The sequence below is a fragment of the Corynebacterium tardum genome (genome assembly GCF_046717785.1).
GTDB lineage: Bacteria > Actinomycetota > Actinomycetes > Mycobacteriales > Mycobacteriaceae > Corynebacterium.
Genome location: NZ_CP177104.1, coordinates 2,223,713 through 2,240,461, shown reverse-complemented (window position 1 = coordinate 2,240,461; position 16,749 = coordinate 2,223,713). Strand labels below are relative to the sequence as shown.

Below are 16,749 nucleotides of genomic sequence, written 5' to 3'. Positions count from 1 at the left end.
GCACCAGTTGGTGCTTGAAGCAATCATCATCAACTCTTGTTTGTTGTTGTGGTGGTTGTGTGGTGGTTGAGTAGGCGATTGTTCTACTGCCACTTTTTGTTTAATCGGGTGGAGATACGCCTTAACCAGAAGCAATCAATTGTTTGCCAGCTGACACGTTTGTTTGAAGTACTTGGTGCATTGTTGGGTGTCTGGGGCATTATCCCCTGGTTGTAACCCGCACGTGATTCAGCAGTCATGGTTAATGTTTCGTGGTTGTTGGTCTGTGTGGGGTGTTGTGTGAGAACTGTATAGTGGACGCGAGCATTAAACCGCACGCTGTTATGCTGCCGCCTTTGTGAGGTGGTTGTTGGTGTGTGGTTTGTGTGATTTCTGTTCTTTTGTGTTTTGTGTAGTTCACGCCGGCATGGATGATGATGTCACTGCTTTTGTGGTGGTTGTTGTTTGTGTTGGTTGTGTGTTCGTTATTGAGGGCGCATGGTGGATGCCTTGGCATGCTGAGCCGATGAAGGACGTGAAAGGCTGCGTTAAGCCTCGGGGAGTTGTCAATTAAGCGTTGATCCGAGGATGTCCGAATGGGGAAACCTGGCGCCTGTTATGGGGTGTTACCCTTCAGTGAATTCATAGCTGTTGTGGGGGTTTACGCGGGGAAGTGAAACATCTCAGTACCCGTAGGAAGAGAAAATAAATTTATGATTCTGCTAGTAGTGGCGAACGAACGTGGATGAGGCTAAACCGTGTGCATGTGATACTTGGTAGGGGTTGTGTGTGCGGTGTTGTGGGCCCCAATGTGAATCAGCTACCACTGGTTTGCTTGTGTGTTGTTGTTAGGTGAAGTGGTGTGGAAACGCCTGCCGTAGAGGGTGATAGTCCCGTAGTTGAAGACTTCAGCATTTAAGTTGTTGGGTTGCCCGAGTAGCAGCGGGCTCGTGGAATCTGCTGTGAATCTGCCGGGACCACCCGGTAAGCCTAAATACTCAGTGTGACCGATAGTGTATTAGTACCGTGAGGGAATGGTGAAAAGTACCCCGGGAGGGGAGTGAAATAGTTCCTGAAACCGTGTGCTTACAATCCGTCAGAGCACCTTCTTGTGTGTGATGGCGTGCCTTTTGAAGAATGAGCCTGCGAGTCAGCGGCATGTCGCGAGGTTAACCCGTGTGGGGTAGCCGTAGGGAAACCGAATCCTAATGGGGTGTTTTTAGTGGCATGTCCTGGACCCGAAGCGGGGTGATCTACCCATGGCCAGTGTGAAGCAGCTGTAAGAGGTTGTGGAGGCGCGAACCCACGTAGGTTGAAAACTGCGGGGATGAGCTGTGGGTAGGGGTGAAAGGCCAATCAAACTCCGTGATAGCTGGTTCTCCCCGAAATGCATTTAGGTGCAGCGTCGCATTAGCTTGGTGGAGGTAGAGCTACTGGTTGGTTGAGCGGGACTACAATCTTAGCAATGTCAGCCAAACTCCGAATGCCATCAATTGTGTTGTGCGGCAGTGAGACTGTGGGGGATAAGCTTCATAGTCGAGAGGGAAACAGCCCAGATCGCCGGTTAAGGCCCCTAAGGGTGTGCTAAGTGGAAAAGGATGTGGGATCGCGAAGACAGCCAGGAGGTTGGCTTAGAAGCAGCCATCCTTGAAAGAGTGCGTAATAGCTCACTGGTCGAGTGGTCCTGCGCCGACAATGTAGTGGGGCTCAAGCACACCGCCGAAGCCGCGGCAATAACTTGTTATTGGGTAGGGGAGCGTCGTGCATGTGTTGAAGCGTTACCGTAAGGAGGCGTGGAGTGTGTGCGAGTGAGAATGCAGGCATGAGTAACGAATTGGAAGGTGAGAATCCTTCCCGCCGGATGACTAAGGGTTCCTGGGTCAAGTTCGTCTTCCCAGGGTGAGTCGGGACCTAAGGCGAGGCCGACAGGCGTAGTCGATGGATAACCAGTTGATATTCTGGTACCCGTATATCCGCGCCCATGATAAAGCACTGATACTAACCACCGCGGATTCGATCGTCGTGTTCTTTGAGCATGGTGGTTGTTGATGTCGTGGGGCCTGATGTGTGGTTCAAGTGATGGGGTGACACAGTGTAGTAGCCATGCCGCTTAGTGGATTGTTGGTGTAAGCGTGTGAGGTGGTGTGTAGGTAAATCCGCACACTTTTTGCCTGAGGCGTGATGCGTAGCCCGATTGGGGTGAAGTTGGTGATCTAGTACTGTCGAGAAAAGCCTCTAGCGATGTGGATGTATGGCCCGTACCCGAAACCGACACAGGTAGTCAGGTTGAAAATACTAAGGCGTTCGGGTGAACTGTGGTTAAGGAACTCGGCAAAATGCCCCCGTAACTTCGGAAGAAGGGGGACCACACGACTTCTGCATCTTTTACAGGTGTGTGGGGTTGTGGGGTCGCAGAGAATAGAGGGAAGCGACTGTTTATCAAAAACACAGGTCCATGCGAAGACGTTAAGTTGATGTATATGGACTGACGCCTGCCCGGTGCTGGAAGGTTAAGAGGACCGGTTAGTCAATGTTTGTTGGCGAAGCTGAGAATTTAAGCCCCAGTAAACGGCGGTGGTAACTATAACCATCCTAAGGTAGCGAAATTCCTTGTCGGGTAAGTTCCGACCTGCACGAATGGCGTAACGACTTCCCTGCTGTCTCAACCACAGGCCCGGTGAAATTGCACTACGAGTAAAGATGCTCGTTACGCGCGGCAGGACGAAAAGACCCCGGGACCTTCACTATAGCTTGGTATTGGTGTTTGGTTCGGTTTGTGTAGGATAGGTGGGAGACTTTGAAGTGCGTGCGCCAGCACGTGTGGAGTCGTTGTTGAAATACCACTCTGATCGGATTGAGCATCTAACCTTGGCCCATGATCTGGGTTGGGGACAGTGCCTGGTGGGTAGTTTAACTGGGGCGGTTGCCTCCCAAAATGTAACGGAGGCGCCCAAAGGTTCCCTCAGCCTGGTTGGCAATCAGGTGGCGAGTGTAAGTGCACAAGGGAGCTTGACTGTGAGACAGACATGTCGAACAGGGACGAAAGTCGGGACTAGTGATCCGGCACCTACTTGTGGATGTGGTGTCGCTCAACGGATAAAAGGTACCCCGGGGATAACAGGCTGATCTTCCCCAAGAGTCCATATCGACGGGATGGTTTGGCACCTCGATGTCGGCTCGTCGCATCCTGGGGCTGGAGTAGGTCCCAAGGGTTGGGCTGTTCGCCCATTAAAGCGGCACGCGAGCTGGGTTCAGAACGTCGTGAGACAGTTCGGTCTCTATCCGCCGCGCGCGTTGAAACTTGAAGAAGGCTGTCCCTAGTACGAGAGGACCGGGACGGACGTACCTCTAGTGTGCCAGTTGTTCCGCCAGGGGCATCGCTGGTTGGCTACGTACGGAAGGGATAACCGCTGAAAGCATCTAAGCGGGAAGCCTGTTTTAAGATGAGGTTTCATTCAAGGTCCCCCAAAGACGATGGGGTTGATAGGCCAGAACTGTACGCACCGCAAGGTGTTTAGGCGACTGGTACTAATAGACCAAAACAAACACACACTTAACCCCAAGAGGGAAGTGTTAACAACACAAACACACGATTGTGAATTCACACTGTCGCTCGCGTCCACTACACAGTATCTGACACAACACCCACGGCCAGAAAAATGCCCTGGAAGTTCGTCGGTGGCCAATAGCAGCAGGGAAACGCCCGGACCCATTCCGAACCCGGAAGCTAAGCCTGCCCGCGCTGATGGTACTGCAACTGGGAGGTTGTGGGAGAGTAAGAAACCGCCGACACCAAACAACAAACAATAACTCAATACAACACCGAAAAAGGGGACCGTTGAAGCACCACCACTTCAACGGTCCCCTTTTTTCACGTTTTACACCTGCGCACCCACCCCCGTCGTTTAAAACGACGACACCAACCCGGTTGCCCGTCGTTTAAAACGACGACCGGCCAAAGCCCGGGGCACACTTGTCCCTTGGTGAAAACCCAGACACCCAAGTGACACACCACACCCCAACACCAGGCCAAAAACCCGACCAGCATGGATCGCCTTCCACGTCTGCACAAATACAACACCCAAGGGTTGTGCAGCCCATGGCATTCAGTGTGGGGCAGGAGCCTAGGGGAGTCTCATGTGGGATAATATTGGATTCATGCTTTCCCTCTATCGCGACTTCCCCGACAACGACATCATCGCCACCGTCCTGGGCTTCCCGGAAGCAGAGTTTTTGTTTATCGTCTCCCAGGTGCCGGAGCGCTCGGAGAGCGAATCGCCCTACTCGGAGGACAGGACGCACATCCAGCTCTTGAGCATGCCCGGTATGGCCCTGCGGGTACTGCCGGGCGGAGAGCTTTATACGGGTTCGGTGGACGTGCGCTACCCACAGCTCTTCGAGACCAAAGGCGGCCACACCGTGCGGGATCCGCGCGAGATCGCAGAACTCTCACCATTCACCGTCTACCGCGCGCGGGGCGCATATCACTTTAACGATAGGCGCCAAGAGCACTACGTGGACATCTGGGAGCTACTCCCTGCCGGCGAAGATCCGGAGATGGAAGCACTTACCGCGCGCATTGCTGCGCCGGTGTCTTTGGACTCAGAGTGGGGGCCGCTGGTTCTCGACCGCTCGACGAACACGTTCGACGGGCGGGCGGAGGAACTCAGCGTCGACATCAGTATCTGGTACGAGGGTGAGGATCTGCTCCTCGCAGAACACAAGAACCTTTCCCGGAAGTTCAAGTCGCCACTCAAGGTGCTGGGCAAGGTTGCCACCACGTCCACCCTCGACAAGGCGAAACGGTTTGCGGCCGATAAGGTTCTGGCCGCGGCTAACCGCTGGCGGGAGGACGTGGCGGCGTCGGAAAGCAGGCCTGGCCCCGTCGCCGAGCTCACGGCGGAGGATGTCTACGCCGCGCTCAGCCCAGCCGGCATCGAGGTCCCCCAGCGCGGCCACGTGGCCGTCGAGTTCGATGACGGCTACCTCTTCGGCGGCCACCCCGTCACTGTCATGGTCAAGCGCAACGGAACCCCGGCCTCGGTGGAGCTCGACGCCTAGCGCTGCTCCCGCATCCGAGTGATGACGTTCTGCGCCGAGATGAGGCACATGGGCACGCCCACCCCGGGCACCGTGGTGCCGCCGGCGTAATAGAGGTTGCTGAGCTTCCGGGAGACGTTGCGCCCGCGGAAGAACGCCGATTGCCGCAGCGTATGTGCCGGTCCCACCGCGCCGCCGGACCAGGAATTGTACTGCTCGGCAAAGTCGGAGGGACCGAGCGTGCGCTGCACTATGATTCTGTCCTGCAAGTCCGTAATCCCGGCCCAGTCGGCCAGCTGCGCCACGGCGGCCGCGGCAATTTCGGACACACGCGGGGAGGCCACCGCCCCGTAAGCGTCTCCGTGCCCGAAGCGTTCTTCTGCCGGTACCGGCACGAGGACAAAGAGGTTCTCGCAGCCCTCGGGCGCCACGGTGGGGTCAGTGGTTGACGTCTTCGATACGTAGATCGATTCGGACGCCCCCAGCGGCCGCGCGGGCTCCGGGCCGTGAAAGACCGCCCGGAAGTCCGGGGTCCAGTCCTTGCTGAACAGCAACGTGTGGTGCTGGAGTTCGGGTAGGGCACCACGCACGCCGAGGAAGACCAGAACGGTGCCAATGCCCGGGTCGCGCCGCGCAAAGTAGCGCTCCGGGTAGGTGCGGGCCCACGCGGGTAGGAGGGCGGTTTCGGTGTGGTGGAGGTCGGCGGCGGAGACGATGGCGTCGGCGGTCAGCCGGGTACCTCCATCCAGCAGGACGCCCGTCGCCCTTCCTTCCGCGCACTCGATGGCGGTGACGGCACTCCCCAGGAAGAAGTCCGCGCCGGCAGCCTGGCGGGCGATGCCCTCCACCACCGCCGCGAAACCGCCCTGCGGGTAGCGCACGCCCTCCACCAGGTCCGTGTGGCTCATCAGCGAATACAGCGCCGGCGCGGCGGTCGGTTCCGTGGACAGGAACACCGCCGGATAGGTCAGCACCTGCCGCAGGCGATAGTCCGTAAACCGCGCCGCCACGTGTCGGTTCAGCGAGCGCGCCAGCAGCAGCGCCAGGGTGCCGAGGCGCTTGGCGACGTCCCCCCGAACCAACTCGTAAGGCCGCGCAAACGTGGTGTACAAGAAGTTCCGCAGCGCCACGCCGTACACCTCGGTAGCTTGTGCGAGGTAGTCGCGGACCCGGGCACCGGCGCCGGGCTCGAGGGACTCGAAGAGCTGCGCCACGCGGTCGACGCCAGTCTCGACGTCGAGATAGGCGCCGTCCTCGTTGTAGATGCGGTAGGCGGGGGAGAGGTCCACCAAGTTAAGCTCGCGCGCGGTCGAGGTGCCGCAGGCGCGGAAGAACTCGTCGAAGGCCTCGGGCATGAGATACCAGGAGGGGCCGGTGTCGAAGCGGAAACCGTCGATGTCCAGGCGGCCGGCGCGTCCGCCGACATCGCGGCGTTGCTCCACCACGGTGACTTCATAGCCTTCGCGCAGGAGGAGGGCGGCGGTGGCGAGTCCCGCGATGCCCGCGCCAATGACAACGACGTGCTGGCTCATAGCGCCTCCACCGCCGCGCGGCTGACCAGGAAGGCCTTCCGGCCAGGGGGCACGGACACGCGTGTGTGGGTGATATCGGCGGCCGGGGTGGTGGCGAGGCGGTCCGTGAGCTCGGAAAACAGTGCCGTAGCTGCCGCGACGCCGGCGCGGGAGCCGCGGGGTAGCCGCGCCGTGGCGGCCCGCGCCACCTTAAGGTCCGCGCGGATGTCCGCGATGAGCTCCTGCTTCTGCGGCTCAGTCAGGTGGGCCGGGTCTGGCACGGTGGGGAAGTAGGCGCGGCCCAGCTCGGTGGTGTCCTCGTGGAGGTCGCGCAGGAAGTTGATTTTTTGGAAGGCTGCGCCGAGTCGCCGTGCGCCGTCGTCAAGCTCCGGCGGATAAGGCCGGCCCGAATAGAACGCGGAGAGGCACAGCAGACCGATGACCTCTGCGGAGCCGCACACGTACTCGTCGAAGCTGGTCTGGGTGTGGGCGGTGCGCGTGAGATCGCAGCGCATGGAGGCGAAGAACTGCGCCACGTGCGCATCCTCAAAGCCACAGCGGCGGGCTGAGAGCGCATAAGCGTGCACGATAGGGTCGGCGTGGAAGCGCTGAGCGGGGGCGGCGCGCACGGTGGACTCATAAGCGTCCAAGAGCGCGGCTGCATCGTGGGGAGGCAGGCCAGCGTCGACGATCTCGTCGGCCGTGCGCACCATGGCGTAGAGGTTGCGGATGTCCGTCCTGACCTGTGGCTGCAGCAGGCGGGTGGCCAGGGAAAAGCTGGTGGAGTAGTGACGCATCACCTGCGCCGCGGCGGCCTCGGCGCTGCGATCGTAGCGTTCCAGAGCGGACAAAGAAGCGCGCATGGTTCATATTTTAGACCACATGCGTCACACAACTCACCCTGGGCACGATAGGGTGGTGACGTTACTTTCCCCATCTATAAGGAGAATACGTCCATGACCACCCCAACCATGACTGCCGCGGCCCGCGCTGTCGACTTGTTTAAGCAGTACGGCCAAGGAGATACCGCAGTCACCGCGTTGGACCACGTCAACGTCGAGTTTGCGCGCAATACCTTCACCGCCATCATGGGCCCGTCCGGCTCCGGCAAGTCCACGCTGATGCACACCATGGCAGGCCTGGATTCTGCGACCTCTGGCTCGGCGTTCATCGGTGACACGGACATGTCGCAGCTGCGCGACAAGGACATCACCACCCTGCGCCGCGACCGCCTGGGCTTTATCTTCCAGTCCTTCAACCTGGTCCCGACTCTGACCGCGGCGGAGAACATCACCCTGCCCACCGATATCGCGGGCAAGAAGGTGGATCAGGCGTGGTTCGACGAGGTAACTCAGCGCCTGGGCCTGGCGCAGCGCCTGTCGCACCGCCCGGCGGAGCTGTCCGGCGGACAGCAGCAGCGCGTGGCCTGTGCCCGCGCCCTGGTCTCGCGTCCGGAGATCATTTTTGGCGATGAGCCCACCGGTAACCTCGACTCGAATTCTTCGGCCGAGGTCCTCGACATTCTGCGTACCGCCGTGGACCAGGACGGCCAGACCGTGGTGATCGTTACCCACGACGCCAAGGCTGCCTCCTACGCCGACCGCGTTGTCTTCCTGGCGGATGGCCACCTGGTCAACGAGCTGCACAACCCGACCATGGAGTCCATCCACGCAGTGATGGCAGAAATCGAGGGCTAGAGCATGGCCACGAAGACGACGATGCGCACGGTGTCCGTGCGCAACATCCTGGCGCACAAGCTGCGCCTCGCCCTGACGCTGCTGGCCGTGGTGCTCGGCACCGCGTTCATTTCCGGCTCCTTCATGTTCACCAACTCGCTGTCGAACACCTTCGACTCCGCCGTGTCCACCGCCTTTACCGGCGTGGACGCCGCAGTCAGCCAGAAGGAGGGCGGCCCGCTGCTGGATCAGAAGATGCGCGATGACATCGCCGCCGATCCGGACGTGCGGGCGGTCAACATGCAGAGCAGCCAGACCGTCGTGGTGGCCGATGCGAATGCGGAGGCCTTCCAGACCGGCGGTGGCACCGCGAGCGTTGAGCCGTACTACCCGGCCGACCAGGTGGTGGGGGAGGCCGCCGAGCTTGTCGACGGCTCCGAGCCGAACGGCACCGGAGAAGTCCTCATCAACGACTCGGCCGCGGAGAAGTTCGGTATCCAGCTGGGCGATACGCTGACCGTGGTCCACCCGGATCAGCGCGACGAGGTCAAGGTCGTGGGCGTGTTCAAGCCCACCGTGGAGCAGGGCTCCAGCCTGAGCCTGCAGATGGCCAACGACGCGTTTAGTGAGCGCTACGGCAACTCCTCCCAGCTCAAGGTCGCCGCGGCCGAGGGCGTGAGCGCGGACGAGCTGGTGGATCACCTCAACCAGACCTTCGAGGTGGACGCGGAGTCCGGACAGAAGCTCGCGGACGAGATATCGGATCAGATCTCCTCGGCGCTGAAGTTTGTCAACTACTTCCTCATCGCCTTCGGCCTCATCGCACTGCTCGTGGGCACGTTTATCATCGCGAATACGTTCTCCATGATCGTCGCCCAGCGCACCAAGGAGTTCGCGCTGCTGCGCGCCCTCGGTGCGTCCCGCGGGCAGATCACGCGCTCCGTGGTGACGGAGGCCCTGCTCGTCGGCCTAGTCGGCTCCGCGGTCGGCGTGGTGGCCGGCATCGGTCTGGTGGCGGCCATCAAGGCGGTCTTTAAGGCGCAGGGCATGCCCATGGACGGCGGCCTGGGCCTGAGCGTCAGCGCCGTGGTGGTGCCGCTGATCCTCGGCGCGGTGGTCACCGTGGTTTCTGCGTGGGCGCCGGCGCGCCGCGCGGGTGCGGTCAAGCCAGTGGAGGCCATGCGCACCACGGAGTCCGCGGCGGGCTCCTCGCTGATGGTCCGCACCATCCTGGGCGGCCTGCTGCTCGCGGCCGGTGTCGTGTTTACCCTCCTGGGCGTGTTCCTGGGCGGCGGCACGGGCCTGCGCGCATCACTCGTCGGCCTGGGCGCGCTCGACCTTATCGTCGGCTTCTTCCTCGCCGGCCCGGCCATCTCGCTGCTGATTGTGCCGGGCATCGGGCGCGTCGTGGGCGCGCCGTTCGGCGCGGTGGGCAAGCTCGCCGCCACGAACTCCGCGCGCAACCCGCGCCGCACCGCGGCCACCGCCTTCGCCCTCATGCTGGGCGTGGCCCTGGTGACGGCGATTGGCATGCTGGGCGCGACCATGAAGGCCTCGGTCTCCGACGCCGTGGATGAGAACATTCGCGCTGACTACCTGCTCTCCGGGCCGTCGTCTGGCAGCTTCCCCACGCCGAACGAAACGGCCCAGCGCGCCCGCGATACCGAGGGCGCGGGCCAGGTTGTGGCTCTGAGCGCCGGCCCGCTGGCGGTCGACGGCCAGGCGTCCATGAACTATGGGCCCGAGATGACCATGAGCCAGGTCCTCGACGGCAACGCCGATGACGTCTTTAACCTGACCGCCGCGGACGGCTCCCTGGCGACGGGCGATGAACCAGGCTTCATCGCCGATAAGGACCTGGCCGCGGAGAATGGCTGGAAGGTCGGCGACAGCTACGAGCTCACCGGCCCCGATCCGTCCCGCACCGCCCAGGTGAAGCTGCTCGGCACCTACGAGCCCTTCCAGATGCTGCCGGGGCTGGCCGTGTCCCAGTCGGCGGCCGCGGAGGTCCTCGACCCCGCGTCGCTGGACATCACCATGGTGGGCGTTAACGCGAGCGAGGGCTTCGACTCCGAGCAGCTGCGCTCCAACCTGGAGGAGGCCGTCAAGGACCTCGTGGTGGTGCAGGTGCGCACCGGCGAGGAGTACGCGGGTGAGGCCGCGGGCATGATCGACCAGATGCTCACCATCCTCTACGCGCTGCTGGCCCTGGCGGTCATCATCGCCGTGCTGGGTATTATCAACACCCTCACCCTCGGCGTTATCGAGCGCCGCCAGGAGATCGGCATGCTGCGCGCGGTGGGCACGCAGCGCGGCCAGATCCGCACGATGATCACCGTGGAGTCGGTGCAGATTGCGCTCTTCGGCGCCATCATCGGCATCCTCATGGGCCTAGGCTTGGGCTGGGCGTTCATCGCCGTGCTTGCCGACGACGGCCTGGACACCGCCACCGTGCCGTGGCCGATGCTCATCATCATGCTCGTCGGCTCCGCGATTGTCGGCGTGCTCGCCGCCATCTGGCCCGCCCAGCGCGCGGCGAAGACCCCGCCGCTCGACGCCATCGCGGACTAGGCCAACAGGGAGCCTACCCAGGCTCCTCGCCAGGCCACCACGATGCCCAGGCCCACGGTCCACAACAGATAACGCGCCAAGCGCCACCAGCGCTTGGCCTTTATCATTTCCCCGAGTTCCTTGGCCAGCGTGGACCACGTGGACAGCCCGCCGGCCAGGCCGACTGCCAACAGCGGGACAAAGAATTCGGGGGCGGTAGTGTGCGCGGCGTATCCATAGGCCACACCGGCCAGCGCCGCGCCCACCAGGTTGGCGGCAAAGGTACAGGCGGGGGAGGGCAGAATGCGGGTCAGCGCGAATCGTGCGCAGCCGCCCACGAAGCCCCCAATAAGTACCGAGAGGGCGGAGAAGAGGATCATGCGGGCCTCCGGGAGACGTCGCCAAGCAGGTAGGCCCCCGTACAACCCACCACGGTGGCCAGCACGTACGCGCCCGCCTGTGCCGGGTCGAACCCGGAGGTGAGGAAGGCAAACGAGGCGAAGCTGGTAAACCCGCCCAAGAAGCCCGTACCCCAGAAGGCCGGCGGCTTGGCATAGCCCATGATCGCGCTGCCCACAATGTTGATCAGCAGCAGCGGCAGCGCACCGCCGCCGAGGAGAGCAGAAAGGCCGAACCGCGCCAGCGCACCCAGCGCCGCCCCGCAGCCGACGAGAATGGTCTGTGGCATGGCCACCATCCTAATTGGGATGCGAAACCTCCGCGAAGCAGGCAAGCTAAAGGTACATCCACGTCTTTTAGGAGGACCCACCATGGCACACGAGCGCGCCGGCCAACTTGCCCAGCCTTCCGACCTCATCGACATCGCGGAGCTGGTCACCGCCTACTACACCCGCACCCCCGACGCCGATAACCCCGACCAGCAGGTCGCCTTCGGTACCTCCGGACACCGCGGCTCCGCCCTGGACACCGCCTTCAACGAGGCCCACATCCTGGCCATTACCCAGGCCATCGTGGACTACCGCACCGAGCAGGGCACGACCGGCGCCATCTTCATCGGCCGCGATACCCACGCGCTGTCCGAGCCCGCCATGGTCTCCGCCCTCGAGGTGCTCCTGGCCAACGAGCTGGAGGTCCGCGTCGACGACCGCGGCCGCTACACCCCAACGCCGGCCGTCTCCCACGCCATCCTGACGAACCCAGGCACCGACGGCATCGTCATCACGCCTTCCCACAACCCGCCGCGCGACGGCGGCTTCAAGTACAACCCGCCCACCGGCGGCCCGGCGGATACGGACGCCACCGACTGGATTGCCGCTCGGGCCAACGACTATCTGCGCGCCGGGCTCGAGGGAGTCAAGCGCGTACCGGTTAGTGGAGTGCTCGATGAGCGCTGCGTGAAGCACAACTACCTGGATAACTACGTGGCAGACCTGGCGAACGTGGTGGATATGCAGGCCATCAAGGACGCCGGCGTGCGCATCGGCGCGGACCCGATGGGTGGCGCCTCCGTGGACTACTGGGCGGCGATTGCGGAGCACTACGGACTCGCCATGACTGTGGTGAACCCGGAGGTCGACGGCGCCTTCCGCTTCATGACCCTGGACACCGACGGCAAGATCCGCATGGACTGCTCCTCGCCGGACGCGATGGCCTCCCTGGTGGCCAACCGCGATAAGTACGACTTGGCCACGGGCAACGACGCGGACTCCGACCGCCACGGAATCGTCACCCCGGACGCCGGCCTGATGAACCCCAACCACTACCTGGCCGTGGCCATCGAGTACCTGTTTAGCCACCGCCCGCAGTGGGGTGAGGCCGGAGTGGGCAAGACGCTGGTGTCCTCCTCCATGATTGACCGCGTGGTGGAAAGCCTCGGCCGCGAGCTCGTCGAAGTGCCGGTGGGCTTTAAGTGGTTTGTGCCGGGGCTTGTCGACGGCTCCTTGGGCTTCGGCGGCGAAGAATCCGCCGGCGCGTCCTTCCTGCGCTTCGACGGCACCGTCTGGTCCACGGACAAGGACGGCATCATCCTGGACCTCTTGGCCGCGGAAATCCTCGCGGTGACCGGCAAGACCCCCTCCCAGCGCTACGCCGAGCTAGCGGAAGTATACGGCGCGCCGGCCTATGCGCGCACCGACGCACCGGCGACCCGCGAGCAAAAGGCCGTGCTCAAGAAGCTCTCCCCCGAGCAGGTCACCGCGACCGAGCTGGCGGGCGAGGAGATCGTGTCCAAGCTCACCGAGGCACCCGGCAACGGCGCGGCCATCGGCGGGCTGAAGGTGACCACGGAGAACGCCTGGTTCGCCGCCCGGCCCTCCGGCACCGAGGACAAGTACAAGATCTACGCCGAGAGCTTCCTCGGTGAAGAGCACCTCGCGCAGGTCCAGCAGGAGGCGCAGGCTTTGGTGGCGGAGGTGCTGGGGTAGGCGTCGTCAAGCACTGCATAATCCGTGAGCGGGAGAGATTTGTGCTACATCTAGGCTGAATAAAATCCGGCGCGTGAATAGTCGCGGGCCGGGTTTGTTAGAGTGAGCCGCGTGGCACACAAGAAGATGAGCGTGGTACTGGACGTTATCAGTGCCTTCGCGCGGTTTTACATGGCATACATCTGGATTAAAGCGGGCGTGTCCAAATTCTCGGACCAGCTCGCCGTAACCCAGAACATCAAGGCCTACGAGATTTTCACGCCGGAATGGTCGGGCTACCTGTCCTACCTGATCGGGCCGCTGGAAGTCTGCGGCGGCCTGCTGCTGTTGTTGGGCCTGTTCCTGCGCCAGTCGGCGTGGGTAGGCCAGGTGGTGCTGATCCTGTTCATGATTGGTATCGCCCAAGCGTGGCTGCGCGGGCTGGGAATCGACTGCGGTTGCTTCTCCGCCAACCCCGACGAGGACGCACAGGTGATGAACTACATGATGACCCTGCTGCGCGACATCTTCTACTCTGTCCTCATGGTGTGGACCATCAAGCGTCCATTCACCAAGTTCGCACTGCACCCCTAGGTAGGGTGTGTAGGATTTCCGTTCGTTCCATAAACGTCATACAAGGCAAGGTTGTTCAATGAGTACAGTTAAAGACCCCACCGCCAAGGGCAATAGCGGATTCCTGTGGGGCATCGGTGTTCTCTTGGTAATTATCGCCGTCGTGCTCGGCTTCATCTTCTACCAAAACCGTGGCGCCAACATGCAGGGCTTGGAGGGGTTTGCCAAGGAGAACGTCAACATGGAGATGTCCTTTGGTGATAACGCCGTCACCCTCAAGGCCGCCGACGCCAAGGATGCGCCCGAGGTTGAGCTGTACGAGGACTACTCCTGCCCGCACTGCTCCGATCTGGCCAAGGAGACCGATGGTCAGATGAAGGAAAAGATTGAGCAGGGCAAGCTCATCGTAAAGGTGCGCACCCTCAACTTCCTCGACGGCAGCCAGAACGGCATCGAGAGCATCAAGTCCAACGACGGGCACTCCTCCAAGGCAGCAGCCGCGATGGAGCAGGTGGCCAAGTCGGGCGACGTGCAGCTCTACTGGAACCTGCGCAAGTACCTCATGGATGAGCAGTCCAAGGTCTACAACAAGTGGGAGATGAACGACTTCGCCGAGGCCGCCAAGACCCTGGGCGCGGATGAGGAGACCGTCTCCGCCATCAAGGACGCACCGGTGGGCAAGGGCAACGCCCTGGTGACCGCGAACTACGAGAAGCTCGAGGGCGACACCGGCAGCGTGTCCTCGCCGCGCGTCATCAAGGATGGCAAGGACATTCCGGAGGACGACAAGACCTCCATCATGGAGTGGGTTGACCTCGTTGCCGCCAAGTAGGCGCGTGTAAAAATACCGCGCCTTAACTCGCGATTTGGTGAGTGAAAACTGAGGCGATATATTGTTACGAGTTGCAACCGCGAAGGTTGCACCTCGTATGAGGGGCTATGGCGCAGCTGGTAGCGCACCACACTGGCAGTGTGGGGGTCACGGGTTCGAATCCCGTTAGCTCCACTTAAAAATTCAATATCTTTGGGGCTATGGCGCAGCTGGTAGCGCACCACACTGGCAGTGTGGGGGTCACGGGTTCGAATCCCGTTAGCTCCACGTACGGCCGTCTCCTTGCAGGGAGGCGGCCTTTTTCTATGCTGGGGGACATGGATGTTTTCACCAAGACTGTGTCCCGCCCAGACCAAGCCGGTGCGGAGGCCGCCGGGTTGCGGTGGCTTGCGCAGGCGCGTGGCGACGTCGTCGTGGACGTCACTGGCTACACCTCCACCTCCATCAGCACGCGCCGGGTGGTACAGGCTCGGCCGAGTGCGTCCGCGGCCCGCTCCTTCGGTGCCGCGTTGCGCGCGGTCCATGAGGCGGGTGCGCCCGCCTTCGGCGCGCCACCGGAGGGCTGGGACGGGGCGAACTTCATCGGGCGCGTGGAGCAACCCTGTGAACCGTGCGGGCAGTGGGGCGAGTTCTACGCCGAGCAGCGCGTGCTTCCCTTCATCGGTGGGCTGCCGCGGGGGCTGCAGGAGGTCGTGCAGCAGGCGTGCGAGGCCATCGAGGCGGCCGACTGGGACGTGCAGCCCGCGCGCATTCACGGCGACTTGTGGGCGGGCAACGTGCTGTTTACGGAGTCTTCGGCGGTGATGATCGATCCCGCCGCGCATGGCGGCCACCCGTGGACCGACCTGGCCATGCTGGAGCTGTTCGGCACGCCGTTCTATGAGGAAATTCTCCGCGGCTACGGCGCACCCAAGGACTACGAGCAGTGGGTGCCCATGCATCAGCTGCATCCGCTGGCGGTGCACTCCATGACGCATGGGCCTGCGTACTACGGCCCTCTCGGACGGGCGGCGGAGGCTACTCTCGACGCCTTGCGTTAGCGCGATCACCGAATTCCCCGTCAACCTGGTGTGGTTGGCGGGTTTCGGTGTTTGTGGTGGGTGCAGGCTGTCTAGCTTGGTGGTTTCTCGGCGGCGAGTCTGGCGAGGGCTTGTTGGTATTCGGGTGTGGCGGTGATTGGCACGTCCCAGGGTGGGATGTATCCGATTCCGTCTTTCATTCTGAAGACGTAGCCGCGGCCTGTGGGTTTCGACGGGTCATCATCGTTGATGCCGTTGTGATAGGCGCACAGGAAGGTCAGGTTCTTGATGTTGGTTAGCCCGCCTGCTTGCCAGGGGATGATGTGGTGGACCTGGCAGTAGTCGGCCGGCTTGTTACACCCTGGGCGTGAGCAGGTTTGGGTTTCGGCGCACAGGGTGAGGCGTTGTTTCCAGTTTGCGTGGCGTTCAACTCGGTAGGAGTTGATGGGTCCTTCTACTGGGTGGGTAATGGTGGCGTAGCCTATTTCGGCGAATTTGTGGGTAAGAAACTCTGCCCCGGTCATGCGGGCACCATTGGTGAGCTGCAACTCAATCTCGTCGCCGTCGCCGTTGATGATGCGGTCGAATTCGTCCAGGGTGACAACGACTTGAGCGTGCACGGCAGGCCTAGTGCCGGTGTTACCGCCCAGGATGACGGTTGTGGCGGCGTCGAGCAGGTTGGTGGGGTTGACTGATTCGAGGGTGCCGCGGATATCAGCAATGACTGTTGGGGTGTCGGTGATGGTGACGGAGTTGGGTCCCTGCTTGCGGTAGGTGAACCGTACCCCGGGTTTGTGTTCGCGTTTCTCCTTAAGTTCTTTGAGGCGTTTTACGGCGACTTCGCGGATTTTGTGGGCTGGTGTGGCGGCCAGGCGTGCGCGGAGGTTCCAGGCGTCGAGTTCTTTCTTGACGCGGTTGGCGTAGGACTCGATGAGGTTAAGGGTGGCTAGGCCGTGCTTTTGGGCTATAGCCGCGGTGCGGGCTTTGCGTTGTTTTCCGGTGAAGCGGGTGGGCCCGAAGTAGATGCGGTGCAGGCGTGCGAGCTCGGCCGCGTCGGCTGTATCGGCGCCGAGCGCGCGGAGCTTGTCGGGTGAGCTGGATGCATGTTCCACTAGCGCGATCCCCGAGTTGCGGTAGTGGAAGTAGGTTTCTAATACCCCCATGGGCACTGAGGTTAAAGCACCCTAGGGGAGCCTGCAACCGGAG

At 62.1% G+C, this 16,749-nt stretch carries 12 protein-coding genes, 2 tRNA genes and 2 rRNA genes; 11 read left to right on the top strand and 5 right to left on the bottom strand.

Annotation, left to right across the window (positions count from 1 at the left end):
• The first annotated feature begins 457 nt into the window (after positions 1 to 457).
• From ACLI1P_RS10835 to ACLI1P_RS10825, 3 genes are all read left to right on the top strand, one after another.
• A 23S ribosomal RNA gene (locus tag ACLI1P_RS10835) occupies positions 458 to 3,530 on the top strand.
• 123 nt (positions 3,531 to 3,653) lie between these two features.
• Positions 3,654 to 3,771: ribosomal RNA gene (gene rrf / locus ACLI1P_RS10830) — 5S ribosomal RNA — on the top strand.
• 366 nt (positions 3,772 to 4,137) lie between these two features.
• On the top strand, positions 4,138 to 5,040 hold the full coding sequence (locus ACLI1P_RS10825) for a DUF2262 domain-containing protein (RefSeq protein ID WP_411708845.1): 903 nt from the start codon (positions 4,138 to 4,140) through the stop codon (positions 5,038 to 5,040).
• Here the strand turns inward: ACLI1P_RS10825 and crtI are convergent.
• Together crtI and ACLI1P_RS10815 are read right to left on the bottom strand one after the other, a co-directional pair.
• On the bottom strand, positions 5,037 to 6,551 hold the full coding sequence (crtI, locus tag ACLI1P_RS10820) for a phytoene desaturase family protein (RefSeq protein WP_411708844.1): 1,515 nt from the start codon (positions 6,549 to 6,551) through the stop codon (positions 5,037 to 5,039). The two genes, ACLI1P_RS10825 and crtI, sit on opposite strands and share 4 nt — an antisense overlap.
• The gene (locus tag ACLI1P_RS10815; RefSeq protein ID WP_411708843.1) at positions 6,548 to 7,393 is read right to left on the bottom strand and encodes a phytoene/squalene synthase family protein; all 846 of its coding nucleotides are present in this window, start codon (positions 7,391 to 7,393) and stop codon (positions 6,548 to 6,550) included. Before ACLI1P_RS10815 ends, crtI begins: the two co-directional genes overlap by 4 nt.
• 93 nt (positions 7,394 to 7,486) lie before the next feature.
• Here ACLI1P_RS10815 and ACLI1P_RS10810 point away from each other — a divergent pair, with 93 nt between their 5' ends.
• Together ACLI1P_RS10810 and ACLI1P_RS10805 are read left to right on the top strand one after the other, a co-directional pair.
• Positions 7,487 to 8,227 (top strand): ABC transporter ATP-binding protein, encoded by a 741-nt coding sequence (locus tag ACLI1P_RS10810; RefSeq protein ID WP_296134525.1) that lies wholly within the window; start codon positions 7,487 to 7,489, stop codon positions 8,225 to 8,227.
• 3 nt (positions 8,228 to 8,230) lie between these two features.
• Positions 8,231 to 10,777 carry an ABC transporter permease gene (locus ACLI1P_RS10805; RefSeq protein WP_411708842.1) on the top strand — a complete coding sequence of 849 codons (2,547 nt, stop codon included), beginning with the start codon at positions 8,231 to 8,233 and terminating at the stop codon, positions 10,775 to 10,777.
• Here ACLI1P_RS10805 and ACLI1P_RS10800 read toward each other — a convergent pair.
• Together ACLI1P_RS10800 and ACLI1P_RS10795 are read right to left on the bottom strand one after the other, a co-directional pair.
• On the bottom strand, positions 10,774 to 11,136 hold the full coding sequence (locus ACLI1P_RS10800) for a FluC/FEX family fluoride channel (protein WP_411708841.1): 363 nt from the start codon (positions 11,134 to 11,136) through the stop codon (positions 10,774 to 10,776). The two genes, ACLI1P_RS10805 and ACLI1P_RS10800, sit on opposite strands and share 4 nt — an antisense overlap.
• Positions 11,133 to 11,444, bottom strand: coding sequence for a fluoride efflux transporter family protein (locus ACLI1P_RS10795; protein WP_411708840.1), 312 nt, complete (start codon positions 11,442 to 11,444; stop codon positions 11,133 to 11,135). Before ACLI1P_RS10795 ends, ACLI1P_RS10800 begins: the two co-directional genes overlap by 4 nt.
• A gap of 82 nt (positions 11,445 to 11,526) precedes the next feature.
• Here ACLI1P_RS10795 and pgm point away from each other — a divergent pair, with 82 nt between their 5' ends.
• The 6 genes from pgm (at position 11,527) to ACLI1P_RS10765 (ending at position 15,564) form a co-directional block, all read left to right on the top strand.
• Positions 11,527 to 13,140 (top strand): phosphoglucomutase (alpha-D-glucose-1,6-bisphosphate-dependent), encoded by a 1,614-nt coding sequence (pgm, locus tag ACLI1P_RS10790; protein ID WP_411708839.1) that lies wholly within the window; start codon positions 11,527 to 11,529, stop codon positions 13,138 to 13,140.
• Positions 13,141 to 13,266: 126 nt separating this feature from the next.
• Positions 13,267 to 13,713, top strand: coding sequence for a MauE/DoxX family redox-associated membrane protein (locus ACLI1P_RS10785; protein ID WP_373692300.1), 447 nt, complete (start codon positions 13,267 to 13,269; stop codon positions 13,711 to 13,713).
• Between the two features lie 58 nt (positions 13,714 to 13,771).
• The gene (locus tag ACLI1P_RS10780) at positions 13,772 to 14,524 is read left to right on the top strand and encodes a DsbA family protein (protein WP_296134535.1); all 753 of its coding nucleotides are present in this window, start codon (positions 13,772 to 13,774) and stop codon (positions 14,522 to 14,524) included.
• A 101-nt stretch (positions 14,525 to 14,625) separates the two neighbouring features.
• Positions 14,626 to 14,698 (top strand) — tRNA-Ala (locus tag ACLI1P_RS10775).
• A gap of 20 nt (positions 14,699 to 14,718) precedes the next feature.
• A tRNA-Ala gene (locus ACLI1P_RS10770) sits at positions 14,719 to 14,791 on the top strand.
• Positions 14,792 to 14,841: 50 nt separating this feature from the next.
• Positions 14,842 to 15,564, top strand: coding sequence for a fructosamine kinase family protein (locus ACLI1P_RS10765; protein ID WP_306508073.1), 723 nt, complete (start codon positions 14,842 to 14,844; stop codon positions 15,562 to 15,564).
• A 71-nt stretch (positions 15,565 to 15,635) separates the two neighbouring features.
• Here the strand turns inward: ACLI1P_RS10765 and ACLI1P_RS10760 are convergent, their stop codons facing one another.
• Entirely contained in the window at positions 15,636 to 16,706 is a 1,071-nt protein-coding gene (locus ACLI1P_RS10760; RefSeq protein ID WP_411708838.1) for an HNH endonuclease signature motif containing protein, read from the bottom strand.
• Positions 16,707 to 16,749 lie beyond the last annotated feature (43 nt).

Coding starts and splice junctions, on each gene's coding strand:
- ACLI1P_RS10825 (WP_411708845.1), top strand. CDS start 4,138: ATGCTTTCCCTCTATCGCGACTTCCCCGACAACGACATCATCGCCACC.
- crtI (WP_411708844.1), bottom strand. CDS start 6,551: ATGAGCCAGCACGTCGTTGTCATTGGCGCGGGCATCGCGGGACTCGCC.
- ACLI1P_RS10815 (WP_411708843.1), bottom strand. CDS start 7,393: ATGCGCGCTTCTTTGTCCGCTCTGGAACGCTACGATCGCAGCGCCGAG.
- ACLI1P_RS10810 (WP_296134525.1), top strand. CDS start 7,487: ATGACCACCCCAACCATGACTGCCGCGGCCCGCGCTGTCGACTTGTTT.
- ACLI1P_RS10805 (WP_411708842.1), top strand. CDS start 8,231: ATGGCCACGAAGACGACGATGCGCACGGTGTCCGTGCGCAACATCCTG.
- ACLI1P_RS10800 (WP_411708841.1), bottom strand. CDS start 11,136: ATGATCCTCTTCTCCGCCCTCTCGGTACTTATTGGGGGCTTCGTGGGC.
- ACLI1P_RS10795 (WP_411708840.1), bottom strand. CDS start 11,444: ATGCCACAGACCATTCTCGTCGGCTGCGGGGCGGCGCTGGGTGCGCTG.
- pgm (WP_411708839.1), top strand. CDS start 11,527: ATGGCACACGAGCGCGCCGGCCAACTTGCCCAGCCTTCCGACCTCATC.
- ACLI1P_RS10785 (WP_373692300.1), top strand. CDS start 13,267: ATGAGCGTGGTACTGGACGTTATCAGTGCCTTCGCGCGGTTTTACATG.
- ACLI1P_RS10780 (WP_296134535.1), top strand. CDS start 13,772: ATGAGTACAGTTAAAGACCCCACCGCCAAGGGCAATAGCGGATTCCTG.
- ACLI1P_RS10765 (WP_306508073.1), top strand. CDS start 14,842: ATGGATGTTTTCACCAAGACTGTGTCCCGCCCAGACCAAGCCGGTGCG.
- ACLI1P_RS10760 (WP_411708838.1), bottom strand. CDS start 16,706: ATGGGGGTATTAGAAACCTACTTCCACTACCGCAACTCGGGGATCGCG.